The sequence below is a fragment of the Mycobacterium sp. IDUB_19 genome (assembly GCF_055419445.1).
In genome coordinates this window covers 171743-190952 of the sequence record NZ_JBVAXR010000002.1, presented here as the reverse complement: position 1 = coordinate 190952, position 19210 = coordinate 171743, and the positions used below count along the sequence as shown (strand labels likewise).

The 19210-nt window shown below is 64.1% G+C and carries 15 protein-coding genes; 7 read left to right on the top strand and 8 right to left on the bottom strand.

Features of this window, described 5'->3' with window-relative positions; genetic code table 11:
- The first annotated feature begins 38 nt into the window (after positions 1-38).
- The 7 genes from ACZY0B_RS03330 (at position 39) to ACZY0B_RS03300 (ending at position 12143) form a co-directional block, all read left to right on the top strand.
- Positions 39-1460 (top strand): condensation domain-containing protein, encoded by a 1422-nt coding sequence (locus ACZY0B_RS03330; RefSeq protein WP_463762556.1) that lies wholly within the window; start codon positions 39-41, stop codon positions 1458-1460.
- Positions 1461-1481: 21 nt separating this feature from the next.
- The gene (locus tag ACZY0B_RS03325) at positions 1482-4481 is read left to right on the top strand and encodes an MMPL/RND family transporter (protein ID WP_463762555.1); all 3000 of its coding nucleotides are present in this window, start codon (positions 1482-1484) and stop codon (positions 4479-4481) included.
- A 57-nt stretch (positions 4482-4538) separates the two neighbouring features.
- On the top strand, positions 4539-5654 hold the full coding sequence (pe, locus tag ACZY0B_RS03320) for an acyltransferase PE (RefSeq protein ID WP_463762554.1): 1116 nt from the start codon (positions 4539-4541) through the stop codon (positions 5652-5654).
- 11 nt (positions 5655-5665) lie between these two features.
- The gene (locus tag ACZY0B_RS03315) at positions 5666-7423 is read left to right on the top strand and encodes an AMP-binding protein (RefSeq protein ID WP_463762553.1); all 1758 of its coding nucleotides are present in this window, start codon (positions 5666-5668) and stop codon (positions 7421-7423) included.
- A gap of 125 nt (positions 7424-7548) precedes the next feature.
- Positions 7549-8607, top strand: coding sequence for an NAD(P)H-dependent amine dehydrogenase family protein (locus ACZY0B_RS03310; RefSeq protein WP_463762552.1), 1059 nt, complete (start codon positions 7549-7551; stop codon positions 8605-8607).
- Between the two features lie 201 nt (positions 8608-8808).
- On the top strand, positions 8809-9237 hold the full coding sequence (locus tag ACZY0B_RS03305) for an MmpS family transport accessory protein (RefSeq protein ID WP_463762641.1): 429 nt from the start codon (positions 8809-8811) through the stop codon (positions 9235-9237).
- Positions 9234-12143: an MMPL/RND family transporter gene (locus tag ACZY0B_RS03300; RefSeq protein ID WP_463762551.1), complete on the top strand. Its 2910-nt coding sequence runs from the start codon at positions 9234-9236 to the stop codon at positions 12141-12143. The genes ACZY0B_RS03305 and ACZY0B_RS03300 overlap by 4 nt, the downstream gene beginning before the upstream one ends.
- On the opposite strand, the gene ACZY0B_RS03295 is transcribed toward ACZY0B_RS03300, so the two are convergent.
- The 8 genes from ACZY0B_RS03295 to ACZY0B_RS03260 all read right to left on the bottom strand — a co-directional run bounded on the left by ACZY0B_RS03295 (position 12140) and on the right by ACZY0B_RS03260 (position 19176).
- Positions 12140-12973: a DegV family protein gene (locus ACZY0B_RS03295; RefSeq protein ID WP_463762550.1), complete on the bottom strand. Its 834-nt coding sequence runs from the start codon at positions 12971-12973 to the stop codon at positions 12140-12142. The genes ACZY0B_RS03300 and ACZY0B_RS03295 overlap by 4 nt on opposite strands.
- Before the next feature lie 3 nt (positions 12974-12976).
- Positions 12977-13714 carry a diglucosylglycerate octanoyltransferase gene (gene octT / locus ACZY0B_RS03290; protein WP_463762549.1) on the bottom strand — a complete coding sequence of 246 codons (738 nt, stop codon included), beginning with the start codon at positions 13712-13714 and terminating at the stop codon, positions 12977-12979.
- Entirely contained in the window at positions 13704-14378 is a 675-nt protein-coding gene (gene gpgP, locus ACZY0B_RS03285; RefSeq protein WP_463762548.1) for a glucosyl-3-phosphoglycerate phosphatase, read from the bottom strand. Before gpgP ends, octT begins: the two co-directional genes overlap by 11 nt.
- Positions 14375-14764, bottom strand: a complete 390-nt coding sequence (rsfS, locus tag ACZY0B_RS03280) for a ribosome silencing factor (protein ID WP_463762547.1) — start codon at positions 14762-14764, stop codon at positions 14375-14377. The genes gpgP and rsfS overlap by 4 nt, the downstream gene beginning before the upstream one ends.
- The gene (gene nadD, locus ACZY0B_RS03275) at positions 14761-15420 is read right to left on the bottom strand and encodes a nicotinate-nucleotide adenylyltransferase (protein WP_463762640.1); all 660 of its coding nucleotides are present in this window, start codon (positions 15418-15420) and stop codon (positions 14761-14763) included. Before nadD ends, rsfS begins: the two co-directional genes overlap by 4 nt.
- 148 nt (positions 15421-15568) lie before the next feature.
- The gene (locus ACZY0B_RS03270) at positions 15569-17017 is read right to left on the bottom strand and encodes a vWA domain-containing protein (protein ID WP_463762546.1); all 1449 of its coding nucleotides are present in this window, start codon (positions 17015-17017) and stop codon (positions 15569-15571) included.
- Entirely contained in the window at positions 17017-17892 is an 876-nt protein-coding gene (locus ACZY0B_RS03265) for an AAA family ATPase (protein WP_463762545.1), read from the bottom strand. Before ACZY0B_RS03265 ends, ACZY0B_RS03270 begins: the two co-directional genes overlap by 1 nt.
- Before the next feature lie 36 nt (positions 17893-17928).
- Positions 17929-19176: a glutamate-5-semialdehyde dehydrogenase gene (locus ACZY0B_RS03260; protein ID WP_463762544.1), complete on the bottom strand. Its 1248-nt coding sequence runs from the start codon at positions 19174-19176 to the stop codon at positions 17929-17931.
- Positions 19177-19210 lie beyond the last annotated feature (34 nt).

Below are 19210 nucleotides of genomic sequence, written 5' to 3'. Positions count from 1 at the left end.
GGCCGGACCGGAACCGTTCAAACCAGGGGGAAGTAGTTTTGCGCATCGGGAAGATTACGATCGGCGCACTCCATGATTGGACGTTGACCCCGGGTTCGGTCACCTCGTGGCACCCGACGGCCGCCGCTAAAGACAAGGTCCGACACGCACCGGTCAGCTCCGTACCGGTCAGCTACATGCAGGGCCAGCATCTTCGTAACTACTGTGAACGGGCGGCCGCGGGGCTGAATTTTTCTCGGCAGATCATCGCGACCTGTGAATTACCTGGGAGTTGTGATGTTTCCGCGATGGACCATGCCGTCAACGCCTACCTGCGTCGGCACGACACGTTCCGCAGTTGGTTCGAGCACACCGGTGACGGAGAGTTCGTCAGGCATACCGTCAGCGATCCAGCCGATATCGAATTCACGCCAATCGACCACGGCCACATGACGGTTGACGAAATACACGCCCATGTCGTGGCCATACCGAATCCGCTGGAGTGGGGCTGCTTCACCTTCGGGATCATCCAAAGCGAGGCCCACTTCACGTTCTTTGCCGCCATGGATCATGTCCACGGGGACGCGACGTTGATCGGCACAACGATGATGGAGGCCAACGGCATGTATACGGCGTTGAGCGGAGGCGGCGAGTCCCTTGTTCTTCCCGATGCCGGCAGCTTCGATGATTTCTGCAGCCGCGAACGCGACTACACGTCAACGTTGACCGTCGATTCGCCTGAGGTGCGTGCGTGGATTGACTTCGCCGACAACAACAATGGCGGTTTCCCTGAATTCCCACTCCCACTGGGCAACCCGTTGGAGTCGAGTAGCAGTGACATGGCCTCCGAATTGCTGATGGACGCGGCCCAGACGGAGCGATTCGAATCAGCGTGCACGGCGGCCGGCGCGCGCTTCGTCGGCGGCCTTTTCGCCTGCCTCGCACTGATCGAGCACGAATTCACCGGCGCTCTCACGTATTACGGGCTCACTCCCAGGGATTCCCGCACCGGCGCGGACAATTTCATGACACAGGGTTGGTTCACCGGCTTGATTCCGATTACCGTGCCCATAGCCGCGGCCTCATTCGGCGATGCCGCATGGGCAGCGCAGGCTTCGTTCGATTCAGGCCTGGACATGGCGAAGGTGCCCTACTACCGCGTATTGGAATTAGCGCCGTGGTTGAACTGGCCACGGCCGAACTTTCCGGTGTCGAACTTCTTGCATGGCGGCGCCGCTCCACTCAACGCAATTCTTGCCGCAGCCGACCTGGGGCTGGCGAACAATATCGGCATCTATCCCGACGGCCGGTATTCGTATCAACTGACCATTTACATATTCCGGTACGGAGAGGGCACGGTGATGGCGATCATGCATCCCGACAACCCGGTCGCACAGAAATCAGTGAGCCGTTACCTGGCGGCGATGAAATCCGTGTGCGGTCGGGTCGCTGGTAGCGGGCACTGGGGTCGCGTTGCGTAGCGTGCAGCAAGCGAGGGCGATATGCGACGGCTAGCCGATTTTGTGGTGCGGTGGCCATGGGCAGTAATCGGGGTCTGGGTCGCGATCGCGGTCGCGCTAGCACTGACACTGCCCTCCCTCGGCGAGATGGCCCAGAAGCATCCACTCGCCATCTTGCCCAGCGATGCACCGTCGAACGTCACCGCTCGAAACATGACTGCGGCGTTTCATGAATCGGGCTCAGAAGACCTCCTGCTGGTGGTCCTGACCGACGACAAGGGGCTTGGCGCAGGCGACGAAGCCACTTACCGCAAACTGGTGGACGCGCTGCGCGCGGACACGCGAGATGTCTTGATGGTGCAGGATTTCATCAGCACGCCGCCCCTTCGCTCGGTCGTGACCAGCAAGGATCACAAAGCTTGGGTGCTGCCGGTCGGCGTCGCCGGCGAGTTGGGCACTCCACAGTCGTACGCCGCCTTCAACCGGATCGGCGACATCGTCAAACGCGACGTCGCCGCAACTCCCCTGACGGCGAACCTCACCGGGCCTGCGGCAACCGTCGCCGACCTCACGGTCGCGGGCGATCATGATCGACTTCCGATCGAGCTGGCGATCGCCATTCTGGTGCTCATCGTCCTGCTGGTGATTTACCGCAGCGCGGTCACCATGCTGCTGCCGTTGCTGACGATCGGGATATCCCTGGTGATAGCGCAGGCGGTGGTGGCGGGCTACTCGCAACTGACTGGCTCGGGCGTCTCGAACCAGTCCATCGTATTTCTGAGCGCCATAATGGCAGGCGCCGGAACGGATTACGCGGTGTTTCTGATCAGCCGCTATCACGACTATCTGCGGTCAGGTGCGGATTTCGACCAGGCGATCAGGCGCGCAATGATCTCGATCGGAAAAGTGATCGGCGCATCCGCCGCCACCGTCGGAATCACATTTCTCCTCATAAGCTTCGCCCGAATGGGAGTGTTCAAAACGGTCGGGGCGTCGTCGGCGATAGGGATCGGTGTGGCGTTCCTCGCCGCGGTGACGTTGCTGCCGGCAATTCTTGTGCTTGCGGGGCCACGGGGCTGGGTCAAGCCACGGCGCGAACTGACCGCCCGGTTCTGGCGGCGTTCGGGCATCCGCATCGTTCGCCGGCCCAAGGCCAATCTTGTTGCCAGTGTGCTCGTGCTGATCATCCTGGCCAGCTGCGCCGGCTTGGTGCGCTACAACTACGACGACCGCAAGGCCCTGCCGTCTTCTGCTCCGAGCTCCGTCGGGTATACCGCGCTGGATCGTCATTTCCCGGTGAATCAATCCATTCCGGAGTACATCCTCATCCAGTCACCGCATGACCTTCGCACACCGAAGGCCCTTGCAGACTTGGAACAGATGGCGGACCGCGTCAGCCAACTGCCGAATATCGCTGCAGTCAGCGGCATTACCCGTCCCACCGGAGATGTGCCAGAGCAATTCCGCGCCACCTATCAGGCGGGCGCTGTCGGCACCCTGCTGGCCGGCGGGTCCACCATGATCAACGATCACACCGGTGACCTCAACCGGCTGGTCGCAGGGGCCGGCACGCTGGCCAACAGCCTCGGCGATGTGCGCGGCCAGGTCACCCAGCTCGCCGCCAGCCTGCAGGAACTGGAGAACGCCTTCGCGTCGGCGAAGAGCCAGTACAGCGGCGACGCGCTGGTTAAACAGGTCGACATCGCGGCCCAGCTCGTCGACCATGTCAACTCGCTCAGCAATGCGATGGGCTGGAACTTCTCGGCGGCCAAGAACGTGTTCGCCTGGATTGGCCCGGTGCTGACGGCGCTGCAGGGCAACCCGGTCTGCGACGCCGATCAATCGTGCAGCGCCACCCGCGGGACATTCGAGCAGCTGGTCGGTTCGCGCGATCAAGCAGACCTCGACGCGATCAATGATTTGGCCCACCAACTGCAGGACTACCCGGACAAACGGGCTCTCAAATCGTCGACCGACCGCGTACGTGCAGCATTGGGGAAGCTCACCAACGTGATGCACTCCATGGGGATGGACAAACCCGGTGGCCTGCAAGCGAATTTGAACAGTGTCCAAGATGGCGCAAACCGACTCGCCGGCGGGAGCCGGCAAGTGGCCGACGCGGTGGCTCAACTCGTCGACCAAGTCAAACAGCTCGGTAGCGGGCTCGGTGAGTCAGCGGCGTTCCTTCTATCGCTGAAACGCGATGCGGCGCAACCGGCAATGGCCGGGTTCAATATCCCGCCCCAGCTGCTGCATTTAGCGGAGTTCCAGAAGGCGGCCAAGGTATTCATTTCGCCAGACGGCCACTCGGTGCGGTATTTGGTTCAAACCAAACTGAATCCGTTCAGCACCGAAGCCATGGATCAGGTCAACGCGATCAGTACGACCGCTCGCGCGGCCCAACCGAATACCGCGTTGGCGGACGCCACGATATCGATGTCGGGATACACCGTCGGCCTGAAGGACACGCGCGACTATTACCAACACGACATCCGGTTCATCATCGCGGTAACCCTATTCGTCGTGCTTCTGACCTTGATCGCACTGCTGCGTGCGATTGTCGCGCCGCTGTATCTGGTTGCTTCCGTGGTTATTTCGTATTTGTCGGCGGTAGGTATTGGCGTACTCGTATTTCAATACATACTGGGCCAGCAATTACATTGGAGCGTGCCCCCGCTGGCGTTCGTGGTGTTGGTCGCGGTGGGAGCCGACTACAACATGCTGCTCGTCTCGCGAATGCGTGAGGAGTCTGGACACAGCATGCGTTACAGCATCATTCGCACCCTGAGTTCGACAGGCGGTGTGATCACTGCGGCAGGTCTGATCTTCGCTGCGTCGATGTGCGGTCTGTTGTTCTCCAGCATCGGCACCGTGGTCCAGGGCGGTTTCGTGATCGGCGTGGGAATTTTGCTGGACACATTCTTGGTGCGCACCATCACAGTTCCGGCCATCGCCGCGCTGGTCGGACGGGCGAACTGGTGGCCGTCCCGAGTGGGTGTGCGGTGGTCGCCGGTTCGACGCGCCGAGCCGCAACCCAATTAGCGCGTACACATGACGTGTGTGAGACTACGAGGCGAATCCGAGCGGGCAGGATTAGGTATGAAGAAGCTACTCGCAAGAGTCACGGTGCTGGTAACTGTCGGCGCCACAGGATATTTCGGCGTCGGAACCGCGTCGGCTGACGATACACCCATCGGCGGGCCGCCGACCCCAGGGGCGCCGGGCGACCAGACCGCGTTCGCCCTGGGCGGCGCTCACGTTCTCGGTATCCCGTACGACGAGTACATCCGCCGTGAGGGCGCTGAATGGTTCCCAGGTCAGAAGCGCGAAATCGTTCGCTACCCGGCGGGCCAGGTTCAGGGCCACGTGTTGGAACGACTCTTCCCGGGAATCGGCCGGCTCGATGAACTCTTCCCGGGCCTGGGTCTGGACGGCCCCAGCGTCGGCGAGTCCGTCGACGCGGGAGTAGACAACCTCGATGCGGCGATTCGCGCCGGCCGCCCCGGTACGGCGATCGGCTTGTCCGAGGGCGGGTTCGTGGTCGATGGCGAGCAGGCTCGGCTGGCGAATGACCCGACTGCACCTCCGCCGGACAAACTGAACTTCGCGACATTCGGCGACCCGATTGGGCGGCACGCCTTCGGTCAGAGCTTCCTGTCCGCCATGTTCCCGGTCGGCAGCGTTGTTCCGGCACTCGACTACACCATGCCACCGCCGTATGAAAGCCAGTACGACACAAACAGGTTCGTGGCTGCGTACGACTCGATCGCGGACTTCCCCGACCGGCCGGACAACATGTTTGCTCTGGCTAACACGCTCCTGGGCCTTGCCACGGGTCACACCGCGGTAGCCTTTACGAACCCGAGTATGGTGCCGCCGCAGAACATCAGGACGACCATCAACTCCAGGGGCGCGAAAGACACGACGATCATGGTCCCGGAAAAGCACCTTCCTCTTGTCATGCCGCTGAAGTACGTCGGGATCGACGAAGACACGCTGAACAAGCTGGACGCAATCCTGATTCCCCGGGTGAACGCGGGCTACTCGCGAAACGACGACCCGTCGACCGCTCCGGTTCAGGTGGACCCGGTGCACGGCTTCGACCCAGCGGAAGTCACCGCGCCGGCCAACCAGGCGACGTTCGGCGGCGGCGCCGACCCTCTTTCACAGATCCTCAGCGGTGCCATGTCCGTGTTGTCCCACGGGACCGGCTGACAAAGGCGCCTATGTCTGGATCATCGATTCTCTCCATGCTGCACGGGCGCGCAAGCCTGCGGCCGCATGATGCGGCGTACACGTTTACCGATTACGAGGGCGACGCCGACGGTGTTTCCGAGCGCCTCACGTGGTCGCAAATATCCCGCCGAACACTCAATGTGGCACGCGATCTCGGCCCGCACGGGTCGACCGGAGACCGGGCAGTAATCCTGGCTCCCCAGGGCCTTGATTACATTGCGGCGTTCCTGGGATCCATGCAGGCCGGGCTCATCGCAGTTCCGCTGCCGCTGCCGCATCGCGGCTCGAGTCACGAGCGGGTAGGTGCGGTCCTTGCCGATACCTCGCCCTCGGTTGTTCTCACAACGTCCGCGGTCGCCGAAGATGTCGCGGAATATGTCGATCGAGCACGCATGGACGATGTTCCCAAGATCGTCGAAATCGATTCGATGAATCTGGACGTCGATGGCGAAACAAGCTTTCCGACAGCTGATTTGCCCGGCATCGCGTATTTGCAGTACAGCTCAGGTTCGACCCGGACGCCGACCGGCGTGATGATCTCGCACCGAAATCTCGAAGTGAATTTCGGGCAGCTGATGCGCAGCTTCTTCGTGGACTCCGGAAACAACTTCCCGTCGGAAGCCACGATCGTGTCGTGGTTGCCCTTCTACCACGACATGGGTTTGGTGCTGGGAGTCTGCGCCCCAATCCTGAGCGGCCATCGTGCCGAGCTGACCAGTCCGGTCGGGTTCCTGGAGAGGCCGGCCAGGTGGGTGCGAGCGCTGGCCGAAAATCCTCACGCGTGGTCGTCCGCGCCCAACTTCGCCTTTGACTTGGCGGCCCGCAAAACCACCGACAAAGACCTCGCCGGGCTCGACCTCGGCGGTGTCCTGGGCATCATCAGCGGCGCCGAACGTGTCGAGCCGGCGACCTTGAATCGCTTCGTGGATCGGTTTGCGCACTTCAATTTTCGGGACCACATGATGCGTCCGTCGTATGGAATGGCCGAGGCCACGGTCTTCGTGGCGACCGGCACCTGGAGTGAATCCTCGCCTGCGGCACACTTCGATGCCGGAGCGCTCGGCGCAGGCCGTGTTGAGCCGTGCGCAGCCGGGAAAGGCACGGCAGCTGGGAAAGCTACGGCTCTGGTGAAGTACCAGGTGCCGCAATCCCCCGCGCTGCGGATCGTCGACAGTGAGACGAATCGCGAATGCCCGCCGAACTTGATCGGCGAAATCTGGGTGCATGGTGAGAATGTCGCCGACGGCTATTGGCGCAAGCCGCCATCCGAGCAGCGATGCTTCGGCGCAACACTTGTCGACCCGTCGCCGGGAACGCCTGACGGACCCTGGCTAAAGACCGGCGACCTGGGTTTCATCTACCAGGGTGAGTTGTTCATCGTCGGCCGCATCAAGGACCTGCTGATCATCCGCGGGCGCAATCACTACCCCGAGGACATCGAGGCGACGGTCCAGGAGATCACGCGTGGCCGGGTCGCGGCCATTTCGGTTCCGGTGAACGGTACCGAGCAGCTGGTCACCGTCATCGAGCTCAAGGAGCGCGGCGATTCCATCGAGGAGGCGACGCACTGGCTCACCTCCGTCAAAAGTGACGTCACCTCCGCGATATCCAATGCGCACGGCCTGAATGTCGGGGATCTCGTTCTGGTAGCTCCCGGGTCGATTCCCACCACCACGAGCGGCAAGATCCGGCGCGCCGCCTGTGTCGAGCGGTACCGGCAGGACCAATTCGTTCGCTTGGCCGCCTAAACCGGCCGAACGTCGAGTTGTCGGGCCGGTACGCGGAGTTTCGGCGCAACAGGTCGACACTCGCGCACAGACGCGTAGCGCGATTCGCATAATGGTTCCACCCCCGCAGCGGCAAAGGAGCCACGATGAGCACAACCAGTACTGACCGTCCGTTACGCGTTATCCAGTGGACGACCGGGAACATCGGGCGGCGGTCGCTGCACGCCATCATCGGCAGACCCGACATGGAGCTGGTCGGGGTGTACGCGCACGGGGCGGACAAGGTCGGTGTCGATGCCGCGGAGCTGTCCGGCCGGCCGGAGCCGACCGGAGTGCAAGCCACCAACGACATCGACGCGCTCATCGCCCTAGGCGCCGACGCGTGTTGCTATAACCCGTTGTGGCCCAACATCGACGAATTGGTGCGGCTGCTGGAATCGGGAGTCAACGTGTGCTCGAGCGCGGCCTGGATCACCGGCGGCAAGCAGACACCGCAGGATCGCAAGCGGATCGAGGACGCCTGCCAGAAGGGCAATTCGACGATCTTCGGCAGCGGCGCGCATCCGGGGATGACGAACATGGTCGGCATGGTGCTGTCCGCCTCCTGCGAGCGCGTCGACGAAATCCGGATCACCGAGTCGGTGGACTGCTCGACCTACGAATCCGCGGAAACACAGACCGCAATGGGCTTCTCACAAGACCCCGACACACCGGGGCTGGCGGAGAACGTGCGGCGGGAAAGCGAAGTCTTCGCCGAATCGGCGGCGATGATGGCCGACGCGATCGGCGCCAAGCTGGACAGGATGACATTCGACGTCACGTTCACCCCGGCCACCGGCGACTCCGATCTGGGCTTCATGAAGATTCCCGCCGGCACGGTCGGCGGCGTGTACGGCTTCCACCGCGGCTGGGAAGGCGACCGCAATGTCGTCAGCGTCGGATTCAACTGGACCATGGGTAACCACGTGGTCCCGCCCAAGCCGCTCGAGCACGGCCACGTCATTCAGGTCTTCGGTATGCCCAACATGCGGACGGTCCTGCACTGCCTGCCGCCGAAGGATTGGACGGAGCCCGGATTCATGGGTTTGGGAATGATCTACACCGCCATGCCAGTTACCAATGCCGTCCCGGCAGTGGTGGCTGCCAGACCCGGGATAATGACGCTTGCCGACTTGCCGCCAGTGACTGGACGGCTGGCGCGCTAGTCCTATGGCGTTGGCCACAACCGTGGCACCCCGGAGGAACGGTTCCGTGCTCTAAGAGTTAGAGTACTTAGCCGAGCAAAGGTTCCGCCGACAATTAGGGTTGTCGACGACGGTGGTGAGCTTTCCAAAAGCGGGATGGCAGGCCCCCGCAGCGGTGAGCGGAAGGCGGTCAAGGTGAGGACTTCGCCTAATTCGGATGCCATAACCCGCGCGCTCAGACGGGCGTGGATACCCCTGTTGTTGATTGTGGTACTGGCCGTCTCGGCGTTGGTCGTGTCGCGGTTGCACAAGATCTTCGGCTCACAGGACCTCAACGCGAATGCCGGCAAGGGGATCGAGATCGTGCAGTTCAACCCAAAGGTCGTCGTCTACGAAATCTCGGGCCCGGCGGGTGCCACCGCGAACATCAACTACTGGGACGAAAACGCCAACACGCACCAGATCAACAACGCCTCGTTACCGTGGACGGCCACCATCTCAACCACGCTGCCGTCGGTGAGCGCCAACATCATGGCGCAAAGTGATGGCAGCCGAATCAGCTGCAAGATCACCGTCGATGGCGTCGTCCGCGATCAGCAAAACTCCGATGGCCACAACGCCCAGACCTTCTGCCTGGTGAAGTCCGCATGAGCGATCTCAATAGCAAGAGCCAGCTGGGTGTCGACGACGCCGCCGACACCGGGCCGATCAGCACCCGGGGTTCCGGTAAGCCGGAGCGCGGCCACCGGCCATACCTCCCCCACACCATTCGGATCTTTGCGGTGCCGATCATCCTGGCCTGGGTAGCTGTGACGGTCCTGGTGAACGTCATCGTTCCCACCCTGGAAGTCGTCGGCGAGGCCCATTCGGCGCCGATGACACCCCTGGACGCGCCGTCGATGAAGGCGATGATGCGCCTGGGCCATAACTTCCACGAGTTCGATTCCAACAGCACCATCATGATCGTGCTGGAAGGCCAACAACCTCTCGGCGCCGATGCACACCAGTACTACGACAAGCTGATCCGGCAACTGCGCCAGGATCCCAAGCACGTCCAGCACATCCAGGACTTCTGGGGAGACCGGCTGACGGCGGCGGGCGCACAGAGCGCCGACGCCAAGGCCGCCTACGTACAGGTGAACCTCGCCGGTAACCAAGGCACCACGGAGGCGAACGAGTCCGTGGACGCCGTGCGTAAGGTCATCGAAGAGAACAAGGCGCCACCCGGCGTCAAGGCCTACGTCACCGGTCCCGCCGCGCTGTCCGACGACATGCACCTCATCGGCAATGCCAGCCTGGCCACGATCACGCTGTTCACCCTGGGCGCCATCGCGATCATGTTGCTGCTGGTCTACCGGTCCATCGTCACCACACTGGTCCAGCTGTTCATGACCTTTGTGGCGCTCGCGTGTTCACGTGGAGTCGTCGCGGTTCTGGCGTATCACAACGCATTCGGGCTCACCACGTTCGCCGCCAACATCCTCACCATGCTGGCGATCGCGGCCGGAACGGACTACGGCATCTTCCTCGTCGGCCGCTACCAAGAGGCACTCCGAGAAGGCGAAGATCGAGAAACCGCGTATTACACCACATTCAAGGGAGTCGCCCCGGTTGTCTTGGGGTCGGGCCTGACGATTGCCGGGGCGACTTACTGCCTGAGTTTTTCCCGGCTGCCCTGGTTCAACACCATGGGCGCGCCCGTGGCGATCGGCATGCTGGTCGTGGTGGCGGCCGGACTTACGCTGGGCCCCGCGGTTGTCTTCGTGGGCAGTCGCTTTCACCTCTTCGAGACCAAGCGCGCAGCCAAGCAAGGGCGGCTATGGCGCCGGGTTGGCACCGCGGTAGTGCGTTGGCCCGCGCCGATTCTGGCGGTCAGCGCCGCGGTCGTGTTGGTCGGCATGGTCGCTTTGCCGAGCTACACGACGAGCTACAACGACCGCTACTACCTGCCCGCGTCGGCCCCGTCCAATCTCGGGCAAGCGGCCGCGAACCGACATTTCTCCGAGGCCCGGATGAACCCCGACATGTTGATGGTCGAATCCGACCATGACATGCGGAACACGGCCGACATGCTGGTCTTGGACCGGGTGGCCAAAAACGAGATGCGCACGCTCGGCATCGCCATGGTCCAGGACATCACCAGGCCACTGGGCATTCCGATCCAGCACAGCTCGATACCGTTCCAGAACAGCATCCAAAGCCAAACGACCATGCAGAACATGGGCTTCCTCAAGGAGCGCATCGCCGACATCCTCAGGATGGCCGACGACCTGCAGACCCAAATCGACACCACGCAGCGCCAGTACGAAGTATCGCTAGATCTCGCCCATGCCGCCGACGACAGCGCAAATACCACGGCGGTAACGTCGCAAATCACCGATAGCCTGCGCGACCACATCGCGGATTTCGACGACACCTTCCGGCCGGTACGGACTTACTTCTATTGGGAGAAGCACTGCTTCGACATCCCGTTGTGCTTCGGGTTGCGATCCCTGTTCGACACTTTGGACGGCTTCGACCAGCTCGCCGAGCAGTTCCACTTCCTCACGGCCGACATCAAGCACACCGCCCAGGCCACACACGACCTGAATGCGCTGTTTCCCACGCTGATCACGACGTTGAAGACCACCCGGGGCATCACGCTGACGCTCTACCAGACCTTCAAGGCGATGATCGACCAGATGGAGGCGATGAGCAACACCGCGATCGTGATGGGGCAAAGCTTCGACCAGTCCAAGAACGACGACTTCTTCTATCTGCCACCGGAAGCGTTCCAGAACCCCGATTTCCAGACGGGTCTTCGCATGTTCTTGTCGCCGGACGGCAAGTCGGCGCGGTACTTCATCACGCATCAGGGCGATCCGATGACGCCGGAAGGCATTTCGCGGGTCGATGCCGAGCGCACCGCCGCGCAGGAGGGGTTGAAGCAGTCCTCGCTGTCCGACGCCAGGGTGTATCTCGGTGGCACGGCCGCGACCTTCAAGGACATGCACGACGGCGCCAAATTCGACCTGATGATCGCGGTGGTGTCGGCACTCACGCTGATCTTCATGATCATGCTGCTGCTGACCAGGAGCGTGGTGGCCGCGCTGGTCATCGTCGGCACCGCGGCCAGCTCGATTGCCGCGTCGTTCGGTCTGTCCGTGCTGATTTGGCAGGACTTGTTCGGCATCAAGATCCACTGGATCGTGATGGCGCTGTCCGTGATCATCCTGCTGGCCGTCGGGTCTGACTACAACCTGCTATTGGTCTCCCGGTTCAAAGAGGAGATTCATCGCGGGCTGAAGACCGGAATCATCCGGTCAATGGCCGGGACCGGTGGGGTGGTGACGGCCGCGGGTCTGGTGTTCGCCTTCACGATGGCGTCCATGCTGGGCAGTGACTTGCGGGTGTTGGGCCAATTCGGATCTACCGTCTGTATCGGTCTGCTGCTCGACACGCTGATCGTGCGCACGCTCTTGATGCCGTCGATCGCCACGCTGCTCGGACGCTGGTTCTGGTGGCCACAGGTCGTGCATCCGCGTGGTGACTACGGTCGAAAACCCGTATCGGCTTAGCGCGCAGCGACTTCCACACAGACGGCGACGGCGCCGGACCCGACGTGCACGCCCAGCACCGGTCCCAGCGAGGTGACGATCGCCGGCTCGCAGGCCGGTAGCCGCTGGGCCAGGGCGGCCGCCACCTCATTCGCGCCGTCCGGGTTCAGGACGTGGTGTACCGCTACCGCCGCAGAGCCGTCGCCGACAATTTCGCAGACGCGGTCGAGCATCGTTGCTGTCGCCTTGCTGACGGTCCTTACCCGTTGGGCCAGAACGAGTTTTCCGTCTTCGATGCGCAGCAGCGGCTTGAGTGACAGCGCGGTGCCCAGCCATGCCTTGGCGCCACCGATCCGTCCGCTGCGCCGCAAGTTGTCCAAACCATGCACCACGATGAACGCGTGACTGCGGCTTACCGCGGAGTTCGCAGCGGCCACGACCTCATCCAGGTCGCCGCCCGCGGCCGCGGCCCGAGCCGCGGCCAGCGCGACAAAGCCGGTGCCCATCGCCGCCGACCTGGAGTCGACAACCCGCACGGCCGGCCCGATTTCGGCCCCCGCCCGCTCACCCACGCCACAGGTGCCCGACAGCGCCGACGAAATATGCACTGCCACCACGCCATCCCCGCCGGAATCGGTCAACGCCCGGCGGTAGGCGGCGTCGAGTTCGGCCGGGGTTGCCGCCGCGGTCGTGGCGTGATGCCGATAGACGGCGTCGGGGATCTCGTCCACACCGTCGCGCAGATCGCCACCATCAAGCAGGACATGAAGCGGGACAACGCGTATCGCCCACTTTTCCAGCAGATCGGCCGGGAGGCGCGACGAGGCATCGGTCACCACCACGACTGTCATGGATTAGCCGTGCGACTTCTCGTTCGATACCCCGGCTTCGGCCAGCGCCTTGAGCATCAACTCCGCGACCGCCTGGTGGGCTTCGAAGTTCCAGTGGATGCCGTCGGGATTGCCGCGCCCACTCATAACCTGTTCGGCCACAGCAGCTTTGAGATCCACCAGGGGAACACTGTGCTCCTGGGCCCATTCCGTGATCGCCGCGACGGTCCCGGCGCGACCGTGATGGGCCTTGCCGTAGGTCTCGGCGATATGCACGGACGGCAGCGACGCGACGATTGGGATACCCGGACGGTTGAAATCGATTGCGCCACGGGTCTGCTCGAGATAGTCGGCACTCAAGTGCGGCGGCAGGGCGGCCCGCGCCATCGGCGAGAGCCGGGGCTGCACCCAGCCGTAGCCGTCGCGGATCCAGCGCCGCAGCCACGGCGGGCGGACATAGCGGATCAGCTCACGCAGCGCCGTCGGCAACACCGAGGGCAGTGAATCCATCCCGCTCGTCGCGAAGATCACCGCGCCGGCCCGCGGCAGCGCCGCCCAGGCCCGCGGATCCTGCGTAGCCGCCCACCAGACGTCGCGACAGGTCCAGCCGATGCGGCCGATCAGCTCCACATCCCAACCTAGCTGGGAAGCAACGATATTGGGCCAGATGCGGGGATCGTCGGCAGGCAGTCCCCCGGTCGGCCCGTAATAGGCCAGCGAGTCCGCGAAGACCAGTAACGTCGGTCGTACGTCAGAGGACATCGTTGGAGACCTGCGCCGAAGCGTTCCACACGTCCAGACGCCAGCGGATGCCGTCGAAATCGGCGCCGGAGTCGTGCGAATGGCCGGAGAGCTGCACCCAGCTGGCATTGCCCATGCCGCCCAGGATCGGCCAGTTGGCGACCGGAAGCTTCAGCAGCGCAGCCGATAACGCGGCGATTAGCCCGCCGTGGGCGACCAACACCACCGGCCGATCCGGCTCGTCCGCGTTACCCCATTCCGGCTCGCCGACCACCAGCTCGGCGACCAGCGGCACGCTGCGCGCGGCGACGTCGACCCTGCTTTCCCCGCCGTGCGGCGCCCAGGCGGCGTCGTCGCGCCAGGTGAGGCGGGCGCCCGGGGCCTGCGCGTCGACCTCGGTGTGGGTGAGGCCCTGCCAGTCGCCGAGGTGTGTCTCGCGTAGTCGCGTGTCTGCCCGCACCTGCAGCCCGGTCCGCTCCCCCAGCTTGATCGCGGTGTCGTAGGCGCGATGCAGATCCGACGACACGATCAGCAACGGCTGCAACTTGCCCAATACTTCGGCGGCGGCGACCGCCTGGGCGCGGCCCAGCTCGGTGAGTGCGGAGTCCAGTTGTCCCTGCATCCGGCTGCCGGCGTTGAAGTCGGTTTGCCCGTGCCGCAACATCACCAGGCGACGGATACTCATTGTGCGCTCGCCGAGTCTTTCGGACCGGCCGCCAAGTCCACCGGTACCACCGGGCAGTCACCCCACAAGCGGTCCAGGGCATAGAAGTTGCGGTCGTCCTGGTGCTGAATGTGCACGACGATGTCGCGGTAATCCAGCAGCGTCCAGCGGCCTTCCCGAGCACCCTCCCGGCGCGCGGGTTTGTAGCCGGCCTTCTGCATTTTCTCCTCGACCTCGTCGACGATCGCGTTGACTTGCCGCTCATTTGACGCCGACGCGATGACGAAGCAGTCGGTGATGACCAATTGTCCGGAGACGTCGATGACGACGACGTCGTTGGCGAGCTTCGAGGCCGCCGCGTGCGCCGCAATCGTCGCCATGTCGATGGCTTCCTGGGTGGCGCTCATGTGTTGTTCCCCGTGGATAGGGTGGACTGCGTCGGGCCCAGCGTTGCGTTCGCCTCTCCCTCAACAGGTCCGCGGTACAGGCGGCGTTTGGAGACGTATTGCACGACGCCGTCGGGCATCAGGTACCACAGTGGACGGCGCTCCGCGGCACGCTGGCGGCAGTCCGTCGACGAGATCGCCAGCGCAGGAATTTCGACCAGGGTCAGCGCATCCTTGGCCAGGTCGCCGAGCACCGCGGTGATGTGTTCGTGCCGCAGCTCGTAGCCGGGCCGGCTGACGCCGATGAACCGTGCCAATTCGAACAGCACTTCCCAGCCCTGCCAGGACAGGATGGACGACAGCGCGTCGGCGCCGGTGATGAAGAACAGCTCGGAATCCGGGTTCAGGGCGTGCAGGTCCTGCAAGGTGTCTTTGGTGTAGGTGGGGCCGCCGCGGTCGATATCGACTCGGCTCACCGAGAACCGGGGATTGGAGGCGGTCGCAATCACCGTCATCAGATACCGATCCTCGGCGGCAGAGACATCGCGGCTCTTCTGCCACGGCTGACCACTGGGCACGAACACCACTTCGTCGAGGTCGAACAGGTCGGCCACCTCGCTGGCGGCAACCAAGTGCCCGTAATGGATGGGGTCGAATGTCCCACCCATTACTCCCAGCCTGCGACGGGGCTTTTGCACGATGTGCCAGCTTACCGGGCCGCTCGGGCTGCCCGTCGCCGCGCTGCGGTCACATGCGCCACATCAGTCTCCGGGTCGGGAGGTAGGCATCGTGCCCGCCTCACAGCGACACGAGCCGCGGGCGGCGTCACACCGGCAGCAGTTGGTCAATCACCGTGGCGAGCTGCTTGGCCGACCGGCACTCGTGCATGGTGATCACTTCTTCGTAGCGCGGCACCGCCGAGTCGCCGCTGCCCCATAGGTGCCTGGGCTCGGGATTGAGCCAGTGCGCGTGCCGGGCGGCGGTGACCATGTCGGACAGGACGTCGATGGCCGGGTCGCGGTAGTTGGTGCGCCCGTCGCCGAGCACCAGCAGCGAGCTGCGCGGCGACAGCACATTCGGATTCGCCTGGACGAACGAGACGAACGCATTGCCGTAGTCGGAGTGGCCGTCTCGGCTGTACACGCCGGCTTCTCGGGTGATCCGCTGGATCGCCACGGCCAGATCGCATTCCGGCCCGAACATGTGGGTCACCTCGTCGGTGGTGTCGATGAACGCGAAGACCCGCACGCGTGAGAACTGTTGGCGCAGCGCGTGTACCAGCAGCAGGGTGAAGTGGCTGAACCCGGCGACCGAGCCGGACACGTCGCACAACACCACCAGTTCCGGGCGCGCCGGGCGGGGCTTGGCCAGCACCACGTCGATCGGCACCCCGCCGGTGGACATGGACTTGCGCAGCGTCTTCCGCAGATCGATCGTCCCGGCGCGGCTGCGGCGCCGGCGGGCCGCCAGCCGAGTCGCCAAGGTCCGGGCCAGCGGCGCGACGGCTCGCTGCATCTGACGCAGCTGGTCGCCGGACGCCCGCAGAAACTCGACGTTCTCGGAAAGCTGTGGGATGCCGTACATCTGGACGTGATCACGGCCGAGCTGCTCGGCGGTGCGCCGCTTGGTCTCGGCGTCGACCATTTTGCGCAGCTGGGTAATCCGCTGTGCAGCAAGCGCTTTGGCGATCTGCTCTTGAGTCGGACTTGGCTCGTCGCCGTAGGGCGCGAGCAGACCCGCGAGCAGCTTGCCTTCCAGCTCGTCCAGCGCCATCGCCTTGAGCGCCTGATACGACGAGAACGACGGACCCCGGCTGGAACTGTATTTGCCATAGGCCTCCACGATCCGCGCGATCATCGCGACGAGTCGTTCGTCCATGTCGGCCAGTTCTTCGTTCTGGGTGAGCAGGTCGAGCAGCATCTGCCGCATCGCGTCGACGTCGTCGGCGGGCAGGGCGTCGCTGTCTTGCCCCGGCTCCCCGCCGTCTTCGGTGACGACCGCGCGCGCACCCATCGCCGCGGGGAACCACAAGTCGAACATCGCGTCGTAGGTCTCGCGGTGGTCGGGCTGGCGCAGCACCGCACACGCGATGCCTTCGCGCAGCACGTCACGATCAATGAGGCCGAGGGTGGCCATCACCCGACCGGCGTCCACCGTCTCCGAAGGGCCAACCGAAATCCCGCTTCCGCGAAGCGCTTCCACGAATCCCACCAAGTGACCCGGCAACCCGTGCGGAGCAAGTGGCCTGGAGGGGCGGATGCGGCGAGGAGGCATTAATTCAGCCTCAGTTCCCCGGCCGCGCGTTGCTGATCGGATTGGTGCTTGAGGATCACTCCGAGTGTCTGGGCAACGACCGCATCGTCAATCGTGTCCAGCCCCAGCGCTAGCAGCGTCCGGCCCCAGTCGATCGTCTCGGCAATGGACGGCACTTTCTTCAGCTGCATCCCGCGCAGCACACCGATGATGCGAACCAGCTCCTCGGCGAGATGCGCGGGTAGCTCGGGAACGCGGGACAGCAGGATGCGCCGTTCCAGGTCGGGACTGGGGAAGTCGATGTGCAGGAACAGGCAGCGACGCTTGAGCGCCTCGGACAGCTCGCGGGTGGCGTTGGAGGTCAGCACCACGAGCGGCGTCCGCGAGGCCGTGATCGTGCCCAGTTCGGGGACGGTCACCGCGAAGTCGGACAGCACCTCTAGCAGCAGGCCCTCGATTTCGATGTCGGCCTTGTCGGTCTCGTCGATCAGCAGCACGGTGGGCTCGGTGCGCCGGATCGCGGTCAGCAGTGGACGTTGCAGTAGGAACTCCTCGCTGAACACGTCATCTTTGGTGTGATCCCAGTCGCCCGAGCCGGCCTGAATACGCAGGATCTGCTTGGCGTGGTTCCACTCGTAGAGTGCCCGCGCTTCGTCGACCCCCTCGTAACACTGCAGCCGAACCAGACCCGAGCCGGTGGCCTGCGCGACGGCGCGGGCCAGCTCGGTCTTGCCTACACCGGCGGGACCCTCCACCAGCAGCGGCTTACCCAGCCGGTCAGCCAGGAATACTGCCGTCGCGGTGGCGGTGTCGGGCAGATAGCCGGTCTCAGCCAACCGTCGCGAGACGTCGTTGATGTCCGCGAACAGCGGAGTGGACCGGGCGGGCACGCTCACAATCAGGTTCTCCTAAAACACTTTTGGTGGACCGGGTCAGGCCGGGCGGACCTGGCCGTCGCCCCATGCGATCCATTTGGTCGACGTCAGTTCCGGCAAGCCCATCGGACCGCGCGCATGCAACTTCTGGGTCGAGATGCCGATCTCGGCGCCGAAACCGAATTGCTCGCCGTCGGTGAATGCCGTCGATGCGTTGACCATCACCGCGGCCGCATCGACTCCATCCGAAAACCGTTGAGCCGCCGCCATGTTTGTGGTCACGATGGCCTCGGTGTGTCCGGTGCCGTATTCGTTGATGTGCGCGATCGCGCCGTCGACGCCGTCGACCACCGCCACCGCGATGTCCATCGACAGGTATTCGCGACGCAGGTTGTCCTCGTCCGGGTCGAGGTGCACCGTCACACCGGCGTCTTGCAGCGCCGCCACCAGTCGAGGCATCGCGTTACCGGCGATCGCGGAGTCCACCAGCAGCGTCTCGGCGGCGTTGCACACACTGGGCCGACGGGTCTTGGAGTTCAGCAGGATCCGTTCTGCCACATCCAGGTCGGCGCCGCCGTCCACGTAGACGTGACAGTTGCCGACACCGGTCTCGATGGTGGGCACCTGCGCGTCACGGACCACCGCGTCGATCAGGCTCGCTCCCCCGCGTGGGATCACCACATCGACCAGACCGCGCGCCTGGATCAGGTGCGTGACCGTGGACCGGTCATCGGCCGACAGCAGCTGGACCGCGTCGGCGGGCAGGTCTTCGCTGACCAGCGAAGATCGCAACACCTCGACCAGCGCCTGGTTGGAGTGAGCCGCCGATGAACTGCCGCGCAGCAGCACGGCGTTGCCGGATTTGAGCGCCAACCCGAAAGCGTCGACGGTGACATTGGGCCGGCCCTCGTAAATTATGCCGATCACGCCGAGCGGAACGCGCTGTTCCCGCAATTGCAGCCCATTGGGCAAGGTGTAACCGCGCAGCACCTCCCCGACCGGGTCGGGCAGCCCCGCAACCTGGCGCAGACCAGCGGCGATTCCGTCCACGCGCTTGGCGTCCAACGCCAACCGGTCGAGCATCGCGTTCGGCGTCCCGGCGGCCCGGGCGGCCTTCAGATCTTCGGCGTTGGCCGCCAGGATCTGCCGGGTGTTGGCCGTGATCGCATCGGCAGCCGAATGCAGCGCCTGGTCCTTGGCAACCGTCGGCAGCAACGCCAGCGCACGGGACGCAATACGGGCGCGACGGGCGGCGTTGTGAACCTCCTGACGCAAGCCAGGACGCGATGGTGCTTGCAGACTCATTGAACCAGGGTATCGGTCCTTAGCCGGCCAGGTA